We start from the raw sequence: 16,841 nt of genomic DNA on the forward strand, positions 1-16,841 counted from the left end.
GGCGCTAGGCCAGAACAAAGGCCGCGACCGAATTGGCCGCAATCCTGGTCGTTGACGTCGTGATCGATTGGGTTTGCTGCAAGTCTGACGAGGTGTCGATCTCCTGCTGCCATTGCCTGTCCCCCGCCGACGGCAGCGTGAGGTCCAGCGCCTGAGCTTCACGGTTGAACGCCAGAAGCACCACGTCCGACAAAGCGTCCCCCGCTGCGCTTTCGGCACATCCGCGCAGGATCAGGCAAAGGCTGGACAAGCTCGGGTCGCGCCAGTTCAGCGCCGATCCGTCCATCGCCCGCCATTCGACGTCCGGTTTGCCGTCCGCCCGTTCGGCCCCGTGCAGAAAGCGGTTCTGCCGCAGCGCCGGATGGCCGGCGCGGAACCGTGACAGCGCCGCAGTAAAGTCGACCAGGTCCTGATCCATCTCCTCCCAGTCGATCCAGCTTGTCGGGTTATCCTGACAATAGGCATTGTTGTTGCCGTTCTGCGAGTTGCCACCCTCGTCACCAGCCAGCAGCATCGGGGTGCCCTGTGACAGCATGACCGTTGCAAGCATGTTCCGGATCCGCTGGCGGCGTGCGGTGATGATGTCGGGATCATCGCTGTCGCCCTCGACGCCGAAATTATCGCTGTAGTTGCTGTGGTGACCGTCCCGGTTGTCTTCGCCGTTGGCGATGTTGTGGCGGTGCAGGTAACGTGTCGTGTCGGCCAGCGTGAATCCGTCATGCGACGCCGCAAAGTTCACGGATGACCATGCCTGACGCCCCTTTGTGTCGAACAAGTCCGCCGATCCTAGCAGGGCCGAGCCCATATCCTGTGCCGAGTGCCCGTCGCCGCGCCAGAATTTTCGCACGGTATCGCGAAAACGGTCGTTCCATTCGACAAATTCCGGCGGAAAGCGCCCCAGCTGATAGCCGCCCGGTCCGATATCCCAGGGCTCTGCGATCAGCTTCACGCCTGCCAGCACCGGGTCCTGTCGCAGAGCATCCAGAAACCCGCCGTTGGCCTCGAACCCGTGCACTTCGCGCGCCAACGTGGTCGCAAGGTCGAAACGGAACCCGTCCACACCCATTGCCTGTACCCAGAAACGCAGGCTGTCCATCACCAGACGCAGCACGAAAGGATGGCTGACCTTCAGAGTGTTTCCCGTGCCGGTGTCATTCACATAATAGCGGGGCTGACCGTCGAGCAGCAGATAGTATGAGGCATTGTCGATGCCCCTGAAGCTCAGGGTCGGACCCAGATGATCACCTTCAGCGGTGTGGTTGTAGACGACGTCCAGAATGACTTCGATGCCGGCTTTGTGAAACCGGTCGACCATCGCCCGGAAACCAAACACACCCGACGGCCCGAAGTATCGCGGGTCGGGCGCAAAGAAACCGATGGAGTTGTAGCCCCAGTAGTTTTTCAGCGAACGCGCGTTCAGGGCACCCTCGGAGGTGAATGCCTGGACCGGCATGATCTCAACTGCCGTGACACCAAGGTGGTTCAGGTGATCGAGAACAGGTTGCGATGCCAGCCCGTCATAGGTGCCGCGCAAATGCTCCGGAATGTCGGGGTGTTGTCTGGTCAGGCCTTTCAGGTGGGTTTCATAGATGAACGTTCCGTCCCAGCCGCGGCCCAGCGTAACCGCGTCAGGCACAAAGCTGTCGGGGTGCGAAACAACGGATTTCGGAACATGTGGCGCACTGTCGGCCTCGTTGAATGACAGGTCGCCATATGGGGAGTCGGGCAGGTATCCCAGCGCATCGCGATGATGAGTGAAGCCGCCAAAGAACTCTCGGGTATAGGGGTCGAGCAGCAGTTTGTTCGCGTTGAACCGATGCCCCCGCTCGGGCGCAAAGGGGCCGTCGACCCGATAACCGTACAAGGCTCCGGGTTTCAGGCCGGGAACATAGCCGTGCCAGACCGCGCCGTTTCTTTCCGGCAGTGGCAGCCGCTCCAATTCGGTTTTCCCGTCATCGGAAAAGAGGCACAGATTCACGCGGGACGCATGTTCTGAGAACAGGGCGAAATTTGTGCCCTCGCCATCGAAATGCGCGCCCAAGCGCGCCGGGTTTCCCGGCCTGATCGCCATGTCCTTACGGCCCATATCCTTCATGCGCACAGCTCATTATACAGGTGCGCATAGGCGGATGCAGACCGGTCCCACCCGACAGGCTGTCGCATCGCCGCGCGTTGCATCGTCTGCCAGGTCTTTGTGTCGGCATAGGCGTCGAACACCCGGTCAAGTGCCGCCGTGATGCCGTCGGCAGTCACGCGGTCAAACACAAATCCGGTGGCACATTCCATATCCATTGCGGCAGCATTTGCGTCAATCACGGTATCGGCCAACCCGCCGGTGCGGGCAACCACGGGCAGGGTGCCGTAACGCAGGCCATAAAGCTGGGTCAGGCCGCACGGCTCGAACCGCGACGGGATCAGGATGGCGTCGCTGCCGCCCTGTAAAAGATGGGCGAACCCTTCGTCATAGTCGATCAGGGCGCCAACCTGACCAGGGTATTCCTTGGCGGCGCCCGCAAAGGCGCCTTGCAGGTCGGCCTCGCCGGTGCCCAGCACCGCGAGCTGACCGCCGCGCTTGACGATGTGCGGGATCGCGCCGGCCAGCGCGTCCAGCCCCTTTTGCCGGGTCAGACGGCTGATCACGCAAAACAAGGGGCCGGAACTGTCGCTGGCCAGACCAAGTCGGGCCGCAATCCCGGCGCGGTTCTCAGATTTGCGCGCCAGACTGCGGGCATTATAGGTGCGCGCCAATGTGGGATCGCTGGCCGGGTCCCAGACGCCGGTGTCTATGCCGTTCAGGATGCCGGACAAGACGGTGGATCGCGCCCGCAGGACGCCTTCAAGCCCCATGCCATATTCCGAGGTCAGGATCTCGCTGGCGTAGGTTGGGCTGACGGTCGTGATCCGGTCGGCAAACATAAGGCCGCCCTTAAGAAATCCCAGCGCGCCGTGATATTCCAGCCCATCGGGATGATACCAATCCCCTCGTAATCCCAAATCGCCCATGACGTGGGGCGAGAATAAGCCCTGAAAGGCGATGTTGTGAATCGTCAGGACCGATTTCGGTACCTTGTGACCAGCCTGTTTCAGATAGACCGGAACCAGGGCCGCCTGCCAGTCATGCGCGTGAACGATATCCGGGACCCAATCTCCCGACCCGTTCACCGCGATCCGCGCCGCGGCTTGGGCAAGCGCGCCAAAGCGCTGGTGATTGTCGGACCAATCCGCCCCGTCCGGTCCTGAATAGGGTCCACCGGGGCGGTCAAACAGCTGCGGGGCATCCAGCAGTAACAGATCAAGGCCCTCGGCCGTTACATGCACCACCTGCCCGTATCCGCCCGGCAGATCGTCAAAACTGGCGATCTGACGCCCCTTGGACAGCAGCGGCTGCAAAGAAGGGTAGGCCGGCAATAGCGTGCGGCATTCCACCCCGTGTTCAGCCAAGACCGTTGGCAGCGCGCCAACAACATCCGCAAGTCCGCCGGTCTTGATGAATGGTGCGCATTCCGACGCAACCATCAGTATCTTCATGTCACATTTCCAATCGATCGATCATGGCCTGTGTGATCAGGCAAATGCCGCCTTCGGTACGCCGGAACCGTTTGGCGTCCAGTTCGGGATCTTCGCCGACAATGAGCCCGGGTGGTATCTTGACGCCACGGTCGATGACAACGTTTTTCAGGTAGGCGCGACGCCCGACCTCGCAGTAAGGCAGCGCGACCGCACCTTCAAGCTGCGAAAAGGAATGTGTTTTAACGCCGGTGAACAACAAACACCGATAGAGCGACGAACCGGAGACGATGCAGGCACCGGACACCATTGACGACACCGCCTGACCGCGCCGGCCTTCTTCGTTGTGGATGAACTTAGCCGGCGGGGTCAGTTCGGAATAGGTCCAGATCGGCCAGTCGGTGGCATAGATGTCGAGCCCGGGTTTGAAATCGGTCAGGTCGATATTCGCCTGCCAATAGGCGTCAATCGTTCCGACGTCGCGCCAGTATGGCTCGTCCTCCAGACCCGACATGACGCAGGAGCGGCTGAAGGGATGCGCCATCGCGCCGCCTTCGGCCACGATGTCCGGGATAATGTCCTTGCCGAAATCGTGGCTGGACTCCGCGTTCAAGGCGTCTTTTTCGAGGATGCTGTAGAGATACTCCGCTTCGAATACGTAAATCCCCATGCTGGCCAGCGACTGATCCGGATTGCCGGGCATTGCCGGCGGGTCGGCCGGCTTTTCGACGAAATCCAGGATCTTGTCGGTTTCGTCCACGGCCATCACGCCAAACCCCTTGGCCTCTTCCCGGGGTACTTCGACACATCCAACCGTTACCTTGGCCCCGGACCGGACATGCTGTTCGATCATGTGGGAATAGTCCTGCTTGTAGACATGATCACCGGCCAGGACGAGAATGTATTTCGGACCGTAGCCGCGCAGAATGTTGATGTTCTGAGTCACCGCATCGGCGGTGCCTTTGTACCAGTTCTCTTCATCGAGCTGCTGTGACGCGGGCAGTATATCGAGCGATTCATTGCGCTCGGCGCGAAAGAAACTCCAGCCCCGTTGCAGGTGCCGGATCAGGCTGTGCGCCTTGTATTGCGTGGCGACGCCGATCCGCCGGATGCCCGAATTCACTGCGTTGGACAAAGCGAAATCTATGATCCGGGTCTTGCCGCCGAAATACACGGCCGGCTTGGCCCGCACATCCGTCATTTCCTTGAGGCGACTTCCTCGACCACCAGCAAGGACGTAAGCCATCGTTTGCTGTGCCAGTCGGTAACGGTCTCGTTCCATAATGTCCCCTCCCAATGAAGCCTTTCAATTATTCTTATCGTAGCTCAAAGAATACGGTGGCCAGCGGCGGCACGGTCAAGGCGATCGAGTGATCGCAGCCATGCGCCGGAACGGGCTCGGACGTCACGCCGTCCCCGTTGCCCTGATTGCTGCCGCCATAAAACATGGAATCCGTGTTCAGCCGCTCGGCCCAGAACCCTGGCGCGGGTACTCCGATCCGATAACCGGTTCTGGGTACAGGCGTGAAGTTCGCCACGGCAAGGATCGGTTTGCTTTCGTCAGTGCCATAGCGCACCCACGAAAACACCGATTCATCGGCATTGCCGCCGTCAATCCATTGGAACCCGTCGGCCTGACAGTCTTTCTCGTATAGCGCCGGCGTCGCACGGTAGAGCGCGTTCAGATCCCGCACCAGCCGTTGCACGCCCTCGTGCGGGCCGTGTTCCAACAAGTGCCAGTCGAGGCTTTGTTCGTGGTTCCATTCCGAGGCCTGCGCAATCTCACCCCCCATGAACAAAAGCTTTTTGCCGGGATGTCCCCACATGAACCCGTAATAGGCCCGCAGATTGGCAAAGCGCTGCCAGTCGTCGCCCGGCATTCTGTCCAGTAACGACCCCTTGCCATGCACAACCTCGTCATGGCTGAGCGGCAGGACGAAGTTCTCGGAGAACGCATAATGCAGACCAAAAGTCATTTTGTCGTGATGGTATTTCCGGTGCACCGGGTCTTCAGCCATGTAACGCAGGGTGTCGTTCATCCAGCCCATGTTCCATTTGAACCCGAACCCCAGACCGCCGTCAGAGGTCATGCCGCAAACGCCGGGAAATGCGGTCGATTCCTCGGCAATGGTCATGGCGTCGGGATAGGCGGCATAAACCGCCTCGTTCATGCGCTGCAGGAAGCTTATTGCCTCAAGGTTTTCCCGGCCGCCATGGACATTGGGCACCCACTCGCCCTCTTTGCGCGAGTAGTCGCGGTAAAGCATCGAGGCGACCGCATCCACCCGCAACCCGTCGATGTGGTACTCTTCCATCCAGAATTTTGCATTGGCAGTCAGGTAGTTGGCCACTTCTGACCGGCCGTAATTATAGACCAGCGTGTTCCAGTCCGGGTGAAAACCTTCCTTGGGATCGAAATGTTCATAAAGCGCGGTGCCGTCGAACCGCCCCAGACCGTGCTGATCCGTCGGGAAATGGCCCGGAACCCAATCAATGATGAGGCCCAGATCAGCCTGATGGCACGCGTCCACAAATGCGCGAAAATCTTCGGGCGGGCCAAAACGGGCGGTCGGCGCGAATAGGCCGATGGGTTGATATCCCCACGAGCCGCCAAACGGGTATTCCGAGATCGGCGTCAGCTCGATATGGGTGAATCCCATGTCACGGACGTACCCAACCAAAACATCCGCAAGTTCGCGGTAGGACAGGGCGCGCCCACCTTCTTCCGGCACACGCCGCCAGCTTTCCAGATGCACTTCATAAACGGACATCGGCTGATCGACCCCATGCCGCCCCTTGCGTGACGACATCCATGCGTCGTCACCCCATTGATAGCCTTTCAGATCGCGCACCACCGAGGCCGTCTTGGGCGGCATCTCGGCGCCGAACCCGACCGGGTCGGCCTTTTGCGGAAGAAGCTGACCGTTGTCGCCCACGATCTCGTATTTATAGACTGTACCTTCGCCGAGATCGGGCAGGAATATCTCATGTACCCCTGTCTGGCCCCGTCGGCGCATCACGTGCCGCCGCCCGTCCCAGCCATTGAAATCGCCCACCACCGACACCCGCCGCGCGTTGGGTGCCCAAACGGCAAAATGAACGCCGTCCGAACCGCCGTGGTCGACGACATGCGCACCCAGGGCGCGCCAAAGCTGCCCATGCGTGCCTTCGCCCAGAAGGTATTCGTCAATCTCGCCCAGATATGACCCGAACGCATACGGGTCCTGCACGGTCCAGGTATCGTCGCCACGGGTCAGGCGCAGAATGTAAGAGAACCTTTTTTTCCGGCGCGGAACAGTTCCGGCAAACACGCCGCCGTCTTCGGGTTCAACCCGCGACAGGGCGCACAGTTTGCGCCCGGTCTTTTGATCCAGTACCTCGACAGTGTCCGCCTCAGGATGAAAACACCGGATCGACAAACGCCCATCGACGCTGTGCATCCCAAGAACCGAGAACGGATCCCCGTGCGCGCCGCCGGCAATAGCCAGTACCGTGTCACGAGGGATCAGTTCGGTGTTCATGCTGTTTTCCCCAAAGCCAAGGTTTCGGCGCTTTCGGCATGCCAGATGTCGCGCGCATATCCTTTGATCGTCCGGTCCGACGAAAACCATCCCATGCTGGCCGTGTTTTGCAAGGCCATCGCAGTCCAGCGGTCGGTGTCGCGATAGGCCGCATCGGCCCGGCGCTGTTCTTCAAAGTAACTGTCAAAGTCGCATGTCACCAGAAAATAGTCATGGTCGTACAGCGTTCCGATCAGCGAATGATAGCGCCCCGGCTCTTCCGGAGAGAACCTGCCGTCAAATATCTGGCCCAGCACCCGCTGCAGCCGCGGGCTGGAGGCAATCGCCCGGCGCGCGTATTCATGCTGGGTGCGCCGCTCCATGACTTCCGATGCGGTCAGGCCGAACAGAAAGAAGTTGTCCGCCCCGACATGCTCGCGAATTTCGACGTTGGCCCCGTCCAGAGTGCCGATCGTCAAAGCGCCGTTCAGGGCGAATTTCATGTTTCCGGTGCCGGACGCTTCTTTACCAGCGGTTGAAATCTGTTCGGACAGATCGGCAGCCGGGATCAGCTGTTCCGCCATGGTCACGTTGTAGTTCGGCGGGAACACCACCTTGAGCAGGTCAGCGGTGGCAGGGTCGGCATTGATGACCTTCGCCACGTCATTGATCAGGTGCACGATCCGCTTGGCCACGTGATAGCCCGGCGCGGCCTTGCCACCAAAGATTTTCACGCGTGGGGTCCAGTCCCTGTTCGGCTCATCCCGCATCTCATTCCAAAGCGCGATGGTTTCCAGAATATTCATGAACTGGCGCTTGTATTCGTGAATACGTTTGATTTGCACATCGAACATGGCGTCCGGGTCGACGGAAACCCCGCATTTCTCAGAAATCCAGCCTGCAAGCTGTTCCTTGTTGTGCCGTTTGGCTGCGCGGAAATCCGTCAGAAACGCCTGATCTCCGGCGCGATCCTTCAGTTGTTTCAACTGTTCAAGATCCGCAACCCAGCCGTCGCCGATTTCCCGTGTGATCAGGTCCGACAGGGCGGGGTTGGACGTATGCAGCCATCGCCGCGGCGTGATGCCGTTGGTCTGGTTGACGATTCGCGAGGGGTGAATGCGGTGCAGATCGGCAAACACCGTTTCTTTCACCAGATCGGTGTGCAGCGCCGAGACGCCGTTGACCTTATGGGCCATGATGAACGCCAGCTCTCCCATTCTGACCTCGCCGTGGTGCAGGATGCGCGGGCTGCCGGGAAATTCCTGCTGTTGCATGTCGTCGATGACCCGGATGATCTCCAGATGCCGGGGCAGGACGCGGCCCAGAAGCCCCTCGTGCCATCTTTCCAGCGCTTCGGGCAACAGCGTGTGGTTGGTGTAACCCAGACAGTTTCGTGCAAGCGAGATCGCCGCATCCAGCGGCAGGCCATGATCGTCAGCCAGAATCCGCACCAGTTCCGGCCCGGCGATGGCGGGATGGGTGTCGTTCAACTGGATGGCGACGGCATTTGGCAATTCACGGATGTCATCGTGGTCTGTCAGGAACCGGCGAACCAGATCGTTGATCGAGGCGGCGGTAAAGAAATATTCCTGCTTCAGCCGCAGTTCCTTGCCTGCTTCGGTCGTGTCGTCGGGATAGAGAACCCGCGAGATTGTCCGCGCCAACGCTTCGGACCGGCTGGCCGCCAGGTAATCGCCCTTGTTGAAGCTTTCCAGATCGAAGTCGTTTTCCGGCTGTGCCGACCACAGACGAAGGGTGTTGCCCCATTTGCCCTGCCAGCCAACAACCGGAACATCAAACGCCTGCGCGACAACGGTATCAGACGGGTGCCATTCGGCCTTGCCGCCATTGTGATCGACATACCCGCCGAACGCGATCCTGTAGCGCACTTCGGGGCGTTCAAACTCCCAAGCGAACCGCTGTCTCAGCCAGGATTCCGCACCTTCGATCTGCCGTCCTTCTAAAAAGCTCTGTTCAAACAGCCCGTGCTCATACCGGATTCCGTAGCCGATCGCGGGAATGCCCAGCGTTGCGAGCGAATCCATGAAACAGGCCGCCAGCCGGCCCAGCCCACCGTTGCCCAACGCGGCATCCGGTTCATCGTGGAAAATGACATCTGCGTCCTGACCCAACTCGTCCAGAGCAGCCCGGATGTCATCTGTCAGCGCTAGATTGGCGGCCATATCCTCGATCATGCGGCCGATCAGGAATTCCATCGAAAGGTAATAGACGCGTTTCGCCCCGGACTGGTATGTCGCGCGTGTGCTTTCGAACCACGAGTCGACGATACGGTCCCGCAAAGTCAGCGAAAGGGCCATCCGCCAGTCATAGGTCGAAGCGTGCTCGGCGTCCTTGCCAAGCGAGTAAGTGAGGTGTTTGAGGATTTCTGATTTCATTGTCGACTTTTTTAGAAAGAGTTCGGGGGCGATTGGTTGTGAAGGCTGCGCCTTCTCGGTCGGACAGGGATTTCACATTCTCAGAATCTGTTCATCATCGTCCCCGGGTGCTGTGTGTTCTGCCGCCACTGCAGGTAACGTTCCGCTTTTTCCAGTCTTGGCCCTGCGGACGAATGCGCCTGCACCACGTCGTAACAACGACCCCATTCCCCGAATGGTCATAGGGCGCGTGTAGCCAGTCAAAGCGGTTTAAATTTTCGATTTCAGAATTCCTGTGTGGTCATTGCGGGCGTGCTGCCCGAGTAACTGATCATATCAGACAACGGTCTGTCAAAGACCCAAAGGGCCGGGATTTCCGTTGATCCGAAGGAACCGAGCGAAATCAAAGACCTGAACCTGAGTATTTTCCTTGGCGGCGGGGAGCGACGCTGCGTCAGCCCTGCTGACCCGAGAGTTTTTGAACATTTTTTGGGCAATTTTGGCGCTCACTGACCGGTATTGAGCCGAAATCCTTGGGTCCGCGATCTAATCGGCTTGCAACTTTTTGGCTCTTAGCAAGGGTGAAGTGCCGGCCAGAAAATTGTCGCGGCTGAAAAGATTGGGCGTGCTTCGGAAATACAAAGCACGCCCTTCAGGATTCTTGCCACTGCTTTGCAGCGGCAAGACAGTGTTGTCGTCTCAGCCCTTCCAATTGAAGTCGCGCCCATAGCGCAAGGCGTCGACGAACCGGTCCGGCTCAAGGCCGATGTCCATCAGCAGTCTTTTGTCCAACTTGTTGACGTGCTGGATATCCCGCCGCAGCCGGTATTTGCGAATGAGGGCTCTGAACAACTGCGCACACAGGCTGATCAGTTTTCGAACCGGGCCGTTGAACCCGTGCTGCGGTTCCAGCGACATGCAGCTGCAATCACGTGGAATCGGGACGCCGTGGGCTCTGAAAAAGGAATTTCGATCAATGGACATTTTTCTCTCCTTAAATTGGCGCGATTGCGCCGAAATTGCCCGGGCCCCCCTCTCACCAGGTTTCACCGAACCTTTGGTGTGCCGCGATGGTTTGCGGGCTAGGGGGCCCGGACTTGCGTGTCCGACCTGGCGGTCAGACGGTTTCTGCGGCGGGTTGCCGGGCTGCCTTGCAGACGTGTTCGACATGACGGTGGTCGGTGCCGCAGCACCCGCCGATAACGGTCAGATTGGGCAAAAGCCGCCCGAGTTCCTGATGAAGCTCGCCGAATTCCTGCGGGTTTCCGTCATCCAGTTCCTCAGCCGCATCCAGCTCGGCATGGGACAGGCGTGACGCGTTTGCCCGCACTCCCATGATCCGCGCGGTCCAGTCACCACCCTGTTCCAGCACGGGCCGGAAGTGGTCTGGATGCGCGCAATTGATCATGAAATACGCCGCAGCGCCGTTTGTGGCAGTATCGACCTGTTCAATGGCCGAGCGCAGGCCCTGACCCGAAGGCAGGCGACCGTCGGTCTCGACAGTGAATGAAATCACCACCGGAATGTCGGCTTCCTGCGCGGCGCGCACGATACCGATGGCCTCATCGACATAGGTCATTGTGATGGCCGAGACCATGTCCGCGCCCATCCCGGCAAACCAGTTCACCTGTGTCCGGTGATAGGTTTCGGCCTCTGCCGCGCTCAGAATTTCGGTCGGGGCATAGCCGTCGCTGTGCGGTCCAATCACCCCGTTGATCACAAAGGGCGATTCCGGCGTCTCGTGATTCTTGCGCATCTCGACCAGCGTCGCGATGACCTCGCGGTGCACTTCCCCCAGCTGATCGCGGTCCACCCCCAGCTCGGCCGCCCACCGGGGGCTGGCGCGCCAGGTCGGGGTGTCCATGACAAACCCGCGGCGGTTTTGTACCGCCAGTTCGGCAAACCCGCGCATATACCGGTCGATGGCGTCGATGCCGTCCTGACTATCCAGCGCCTTAAAGGCGGCAAACAGCGGCAGGTCGATCCCGTCATGAAAGACAAGGGTGGTTTCCAGGCCACCATCGGCCAGCATCTGGGTCCCGTTCAACTGGGGCAGGGCATTGCGATACTTCATTGCTATTCTCCTGTTTCTGGGCCGCAGGCGGGCCGTTTGGAATGAAACGGGAATAGCAGCGCGGCGGTTTCGAACCTTTAGCCGCATCTGAGCTTTTCCTGAGAAAGCATGAGGGTTAGGTTTGTTTCAAACGAGAATTGTTTCAAGCATGATCGGTTCCGGGCCATGAAATACGCGTTCAATGACTGTGTAATCGATACCGACCTCTTTCAGATATCGTGCGGCGCGGATCGCAAAAGCCTGACGCCCCAGACCCTGGAAATTCTGGAATTCCTCATCGCAAACCGCGACCGGGTGGTTCTGAAGGACGAGTTGGTCGAACAGGTGTGGCAGGGCCGGTTCATCACCGACGCCACGCTATCGACGGCGATGAAAGAGGCGCGGCAGGCCGTTGGCGACACGGGGCGGGATCAGCACACGATCCGTACGATACATGGCAAAGGGTTCCGCTTTGTCGCGGATATCGACAACGCCAGAAACACTGCCACATCCGCGCCGCCGTCGGACGGAATTGTTCTTGCCGTTCTGCCATTCCGAAGTCTTGGTTCGAACCCCGATGACGCGTTTCTGGCTGAAGGTCTGACCGAAGACACGATCACGAACCTGTCCCGGTTTCGCGAGTTGACTCTGCTGTCGCATCGCACAACCGCACAACTGGCTGCCGAGAGGGTTCCGAATATGGAGATGTCGGAACGATATGCAGTCACGCATGTCGTCGAAGGCAGCATTCGAAGGTCGCAGAACCAATTGCGGGTTACCGTGCAGGTGACCGAAGCCCGGGGCGGCCGGCTGGTCGCAACAGAACAGTTTGATCGGGGTGGCGGGCCCGAGAGCCTGTTCGACATTCAGCAGGACATCGCGGCCCTCATCGCTGGCAGGCTGGGCAGCCGCCACGGATTGATGGCCAAGCAGGCCGCGCGCTCGGTTCCTGACGGGCGCACCCATTCCTGGGACACATACATACTGGTTGCGCAGTTTTATGAATATTACAGGTCCTACAACCATTCCCTTCACGCAGATATCCGGGACCGGCTGAAGGACGCGCTGGCCATTGATGCCCAATCGTCCGACGGGTGGGCTGCTTATGCCATGCTGTTGTTGGAAGAGTACCGCTATCATATCAATCAGCGTCCCGAAGTTGATGCTCTGGACCTGTCGGCAGAGGCCGCGCGCCGGGCGGTGGATTGCGATGGGCTGAACGCCTTTGCCCTTATGACATTGGCGCTGACGCTGTTCTATCAAATGGATGTTGCCGGGTTTCGTGCCGCTGCAGATCGGGCGCTGGAACTGAATTCCGGTCATTGTGATGTTCTGGCCGAGATCGGCTCCTGCCACCTGTTTCTGGGCGAATATGACCGCGCAGTGGAATTGTTGGACCGTGCGATGGACCTGAGCCCGGTCCACCCCGGCTGGTATCACTATGCCCGCTGCTGGCTTTATGCATCGCAAGGCTTCACCGAAGCTGCGCTGGTCGAGATTGAGAAGGTCCCCATGCCCGAGTTTTTCTGGTATCAGGCGCATCTGGCATGGCTTCACGGCGAATTGGGCGACACAGAAAAAGCCGAGGCCGCCGCGGCAATCATGCGAGAGATGTTTCCTGTCTTCGAAGAGGTCGCCTATGACGAGCTTGCATTGACAGGAATCACGCCGGAACACGGCGAGATGGCCGTTCGCGGCTGGCGCAAAGCCGGGCTCAGAATCCCGGAATATCCGTCTTAGGTTGCAGGCGCATCAAAGCGGGCAGGGCGATCAGACCCGAGATGGCGACCGCGGCGGCCAACGCCGGATAACCACCGAAAGCGATTGCAAGCCCCCCGATCCCGCCACCCATCGCGAACCCCAGAAGATAGCGGGCCATACCCGCCGCTGGCGCGTCCGTACGGTCCAGATAAAGCGGAAATAGCAGGAACAGGCCAAAGGCGTTGATCAGGATCGTCACGCCAATCAACATCTCGCTACTAGACAAATAGGTCAGACCGCCCGCAAGCGCGGCCAGCAGCAGACCAAGAATTCGGGCACGCAGGTTCAGCCGCTCGGGAAGGGTTCCGGCAAGAAACGATCCCAATGCCGACAGCAGCAGGCTGCCCGCCAGCCAGGCGCTGAGGCTGCCCAGGTTTTGCTCGACCGAATAGATCTCCAGAAAGGCCCAGTAGGCACCCATGCAGACAAAGAATGGCAGCAGGCTCAGATCCTGCTTCCAGTCAAAGTGCCGGGCCTCTTGTTTCTTTGCCAACGGCAGGTGCCGCAGCAACAGGACCGCCTGAACCGCCGCCAGAAGCGCCATCAGGGGCAGCAACGGCGTTTCGATTGCGTGAATCCCCGCCAGCAGAAGGAATGAGGCGGCACAGCCGATGGCCATGCCATTGCTGATCAGTCGCAATAGTTTTGTCGCGCTGAAACTGCGCGACAAGGGCAAGGCCAAAACAATACCCAGCGACAGGCCGACGATTCCAGCTCCGATAAAAAGCGCTGCTGCTGCGATTGCATGAACCGTCGCCGCGCCTGCAATGCCTGCGAAGGCAACAAGTGCTGCGGTTCTTGGCAATGTCACATTTTCGGTTTCGGCACCAATCGCACATCCGAACGCGGCGGATAGTAGGACAACGCTGGCCAAAAGGCCGGCAGCAACCTCGGAAATCCCGCTTTTGACCGCCAGTTCGGCCAGCCAGATTGGCATCGTATTCAGTATGGTGACCGCAAGGGCAATGATGAATAATCGTATCAGTTGGCCATCCTCGCCGCGTTTGGGTTGGGTGCCATTTCGATGTTTGTTCAATTCCGCCCCAGGGTCAACTTTGCAGCGTCTCTGAAAGGGCCGGTAAGTTCGGGTCTGGAATGTCGGTAAGGCAGGGCGCGGGGTCGGCCGATGCCCGGATGGGAAAGCCCGCGTTTGCAGGCTTTCCATAGTGTCACCAGACGCGTTTCTGGTTCATTTTGAAGGTTTTCAGGCTTTTCGGATCGATCTGGGCAATGAATTGCATCGCCGGCGATTGCGGGTCAGCCATGTCGGCCACCAGGGCGCCCTCGGCCGCCTCGGCATCGGCGCGCGACTGCCAGTGGGTCATATCGATCCACCAGCCATCCGCCGTCTGGAAAAGCTCGCGGTCGGCAAAGCCGGGTTGGGCCGCGATGACGTGCTGGACCGAGTCGGCAGCGGACAGGAACGCTTCGTCCGTAGTTGGCGTCAGGTATTCAAGCTCTGATCCCGGTGCAACCAGCCGAAAGACGTGGATTTCCGTGAACCCGTTGCCCTGAGGGATGTCCGTCGTCTTCCAGTGGCGCACCCGGTCGGCGTGGAACCATGCCATTGTGGACGGGTCGATCAGTTCCATGATCGGTGCACCGTCCGGATCGGTCAGGATTTCGGCGGCCGCCTTGGCAAAGTCGCCAACCGAGCGCCAATGGATCGAGTCGATCCAGTAACTGCCCTGATCATCCACCATAAGCTCGCGATAGAGCCGGCCGTCGAACCTTGGCAGGAAGTGATCCTGCACATGCTGCGCCCCGTCAAGCATGCGGGTCTCATCGGTACCGGGGTGCAGTTTGAACCACGCGATCTCCAGAATTGTGCTGTCTTGCGCCTGGGCGCTCAGGCCCGCCACAGCCAGCGCAGCGGTCATTGCAAGGGTTTTGAACATGGGAATCTCCTTTTCTGAACGATAGGTGATAAATCACGGCGGCGCGGATGCCGTCAAGATTTTTCTGAACGATGCGTGATAAAACTTGCACGTCGACAGCCGATGGCCCATATTCAGATCATGGGCAGGCACAAGAGTTACGACCGCGACAAGGTTCTGGAAAACGCGATGGCGTTGTTCTGGGCGAAAGGATTCGAGGGCACACATCTCGCCGAACTGGTAGAGGTCACGGGGGTCAACCGCTTTGGCCTTTACGGAGAATTTGGCGGCAAGGACGGCCTGTTTCGCGAAGCGCTGGATCTGTATCTGGAACAAACGCTTGTGGCGTACCGGGCGACGCTGGATGCCGAACCGCTGGGTTTGGACAATATCCGTAATTATTTCAAGGCGTTGAGCTACGGAGATGATTACCACGGCTGTTTCATGATCAACACGCTGACCGAACAGAATGTCGTCAGCCCGGCTGCCTTTGATGCGGCGCGCAAGGTCATGGATCAGGCCGGCGAGTTGTTCCTGAAAAACCTGATCGCCGCGCAGGAAAACGGAGAGTTACCGGCCGACCGGGTCGTGCAGGTGCTTGCGCAATTGCTGGTGACGATAGACAGCGGCCTCTCCATTCGCGGTATCCTGTCCCCGAGCGACGCCGAGAAGGATGCGATAGCAGCACAGGTGCTCGCTTTGCTGAACTGACCATGGATGAAGGCCCGCGCAGCATCAGCGGCCGACAATGTGGCGGTCTGTGATGCCCAAGCCCCGATCCGGGCTAAATCTCCAGAACAAGCGGGCAGTGGTCCGAAACCTCGGGATCGCTGATCACATCGAATCCGAGGACAGCTTCTTTCTGATCAATGAGCATGTAGTCGGCAAACTTGCCTGGCTTCTTGTAATGCGAGTTTCGCGTGCCGGTAAAATCGCGACCGGTTACCAGCTCAGAGAACCCGGCCTCGGCCAAGAGCCTTAAGGTCTCGCTGCCCGGCGCGACATTGAAATCACCGCAAATGACCCGAAGATCACCCGGCTGGGACACCTGATTGGAGATTCTGAGCAACCTGTGCGCCTGCGCGGTACGTTCCGGCGTGTCCATCTTGCCGTTCAGGTCGCGCAGACCATGCATATGCGTCACGCTCACGAACCGGGTTCGGGCGTGGTCATACACCCGAACGCCATGCGCCGTTCTGGATCGCGGGTGATCGCCATAACCGCCCGGAGAATAGTCCTTGTGCACGAACCCCTGCACCTGTCCGATGATCGGAAACGAGCGATGAACGAAAGTCGCCAATCCCCATTGTGACGGGATCGGTTGATCTTCGTCCCACAATTCGCCCTGCGCCGCCGGGCAAAATACAGCCTCATGTTCGGGCAAGGCATGACAAACGTCCCGGAAGAGGTTCGCACGCTGAGCCAGGACGTGATCGCCGTCCCTGTATGTCAGCCAATCCTTGTCCGATGCCGGGCTGTGCACCACCTCCTGAAGGCAGAGAATGTCCGGGGCGGTTTCCTTCAGATACGGCAACAACTGTTTGTGGAGTTTTCCGCCCCAACCGTTCAGGCACATGATGTTCACAGCGTTTCCCCTACCTCTCGGTTCAGCCGGACTTTCGCTGCGTTGCAAGCCAGATGCAATATGGGCCTCAGATATGGTGAGGTGTCTGGCTTGCGGGTTCTTCGTTTATTTCGGGGTGGCTTGTCGAAACCGATGGTCAAAGGGGGCAGTCCCCATGTCCATCCGCCAGTGGCGCGGCGTGGG

The 16,841-nt window shown here is 59.4% G+C and carries 12 protein-coding genes; 2 read left to right on the forward strand and 10 right to left on the reverse strand.

Going from position 1 to position 16,841, the window contains the following annotated elements; genetic code table 11:
• Nucleotides 1-4: 4 nt before the first annotated feature.
• The 7 genes from glgX to ACR0D8_RS12790 form a co-directional block, all read right to left on the reverse strand.
• Nucleotides 5-2,095, reverse strand: coding sequence for a glycogen debranching protein GlgX (gene glgX, locus ACR0D8_RS12760; protein ID WP_480646943.1), 2,091 nt, complete (start codon nucleotides 2,093-2,095; stop codon nucleotides 5-7).
• Nucleotides 2,092-3,528, reverse strand: a complete 1,437-nt coding sequence (glgA, locus tag ACR0D8_RS12765; protein ID WP_480646945.1) for a glycogen synthase GlgA — start codon at nucleotides 3,526-3,528, stop codon at nucleotides 2,092-2,094. Before glgA ends, glgX begins: the two co-directional genes overlap by 4 nt.
• A 1-nt stretch (nucleotide 3,529) precedes the next feature.
• Nucleotides 3,530-4,789, reverse strand: a complete 1,260-nt coding sequence (glgC, locus tag ACR0D8_RS12770) for a glucose-1-phosphate adenylyltransferase (protein WP_475164274.1) — start codon at nucleotides 4,787-4,789, stop codon at nucleotides 3,530-3,532.
• Nucleotides 4,790-4,823: 34 nt separating this feature from the next.
• A complete protein-coding gene (gene glgB / locus ACR0D8_RS12775; RefSeq protein ID WP_480646948.1) occupies nucleotides 4,824-7,028 on the reverse strand; it encodes a 1,4-alpha-glucan branching protein GlgB in 2,205 nt (734 codons plus the stop codon).
• Complete coding sequence (locus ACR0D8_RS12780; RefSeq protein WP_480646950.1) at nucleotides 7,025-9,403, reverse strand: glycogen/starch/alpha-glucan phosphorylase; 2,379 nt, start codon at nucleotides 9,401-9,403, stop codon at nucleotides 7,025-7,027. Before ACR0D8_RS12780 ends, glgB begins: the two co-directional genes overlap by 4 nt.
• A gap of 678 nt (nucleotides 9,404-10,081) precedes the next feature.
• Nucleotides 10,082-10,366 (reverse strand): hypothetical protein, encoded by a 285-nt coding sequence (locus ACR0D8_RS12785; RefSeq protein ID WP_480646952.1) that lies wholly within the window; start codon nucleotides 10,364-10,366, stop codon nucleotides 10,082-10,084.
• Between the two features lie 133 nt (nucleotides 10,367-10,499).
• A complete protein-coding gene (locus ACR0D8_RS12790; RefSeq protein ID WP_480646953.1) occupies nucleotides 10,500-11,456 on the reverse strand; it encodes a homocysteine S-methyltransferase family protein in 957 nt (318 codons plus the stop codon).
• A gap of 165 nt (nucleotides 11,457-11,621) precedes the next feature.
• Between ACR0D8_RS12790 and ACR0D8_RS12795 the strand changes: the two genes are divergently transcribed.
• Entirely contained in the window at nucleotides 11,622-13,175 is a 1,554-nt protein-coding gene (locus ACR0D8_RS12795; RefSeq protein ID WP_480646955.1) for a winged helix-turn-helix domain-containing tetratricopeptide repeat protein, read from the forward strand.
• Here the strand turns inward: ACR0D8_RS12795 and ACR0D8_RS12800 are convergent.
• Nucleotides 13,150-14,232, reverse strand: a complete 1,083-nt coding sequence (locus tag ACR0D8_RS12800) for a hypothetical protein (RefSeq protein ID WP_480646957.1) — start codon at nucleotides 14,230-14,232, stop codon at nucleotides 13,150-13,152. The two genes, ACR0D8_RS12795 and ACR0D8_RS12800, sit on opposite strands and share 26 nt — an antisense overlap.
• 133 nt (nucleotides 14,233-14,365) lie before the next feature.
• Complete coding sequence (locus ACR0D8_RS12805) at nucleotides 14,366-15,094, reverse strand: antibiotic biosynthesis monooxygenase family protein (protein WP_480646958.1); 729 nt, start codon at nucleotides 15,092-15,094, stop codon at nucleotides 14,366-14,368.
• A 102-nt stretch (nucleotides 15,095-15,196) separates the two neighbouring features.
• Here ACR0D8_RS12805 and ACR0D8_RS12810 point away from each other — a divergent pair, with 102 nt between their 5' ends.
• Complete coding sequence (locus ACR0D8_RS12810; protein ID WP_480646960.1) at nucleotides 15,197-15,784, forward strand: TetR/AcrR family transcriptional regulator; 588 nt, start codon at nucleotides 15,197-15,199, stop codon at nucleotides 15,782-15,784.
• A gap of 73 nt (nucleotides 15,785-15,857) precedes the next feature.
• Here the strand turns inward: ACR0D8_RS12810 and ACR0D8_RS12815 are convergent, their stop codons facing one another.
• Entirely contained in the window at nucleotides 15,858-16,649 is a 792-nt protein-coding gene (locus tag ACR0D8_RS12815) for an endonuclease/exonuclease/phosphatase family protein (RefSeq protein ID WP_480647120.1), read from the reverse strand.
• Nucleotides 16,650-16,841 lie beyond the last annotated feature (192 nt).

This window comes from Ruegeria sp. BG10 (assembly GCF_056538575.1).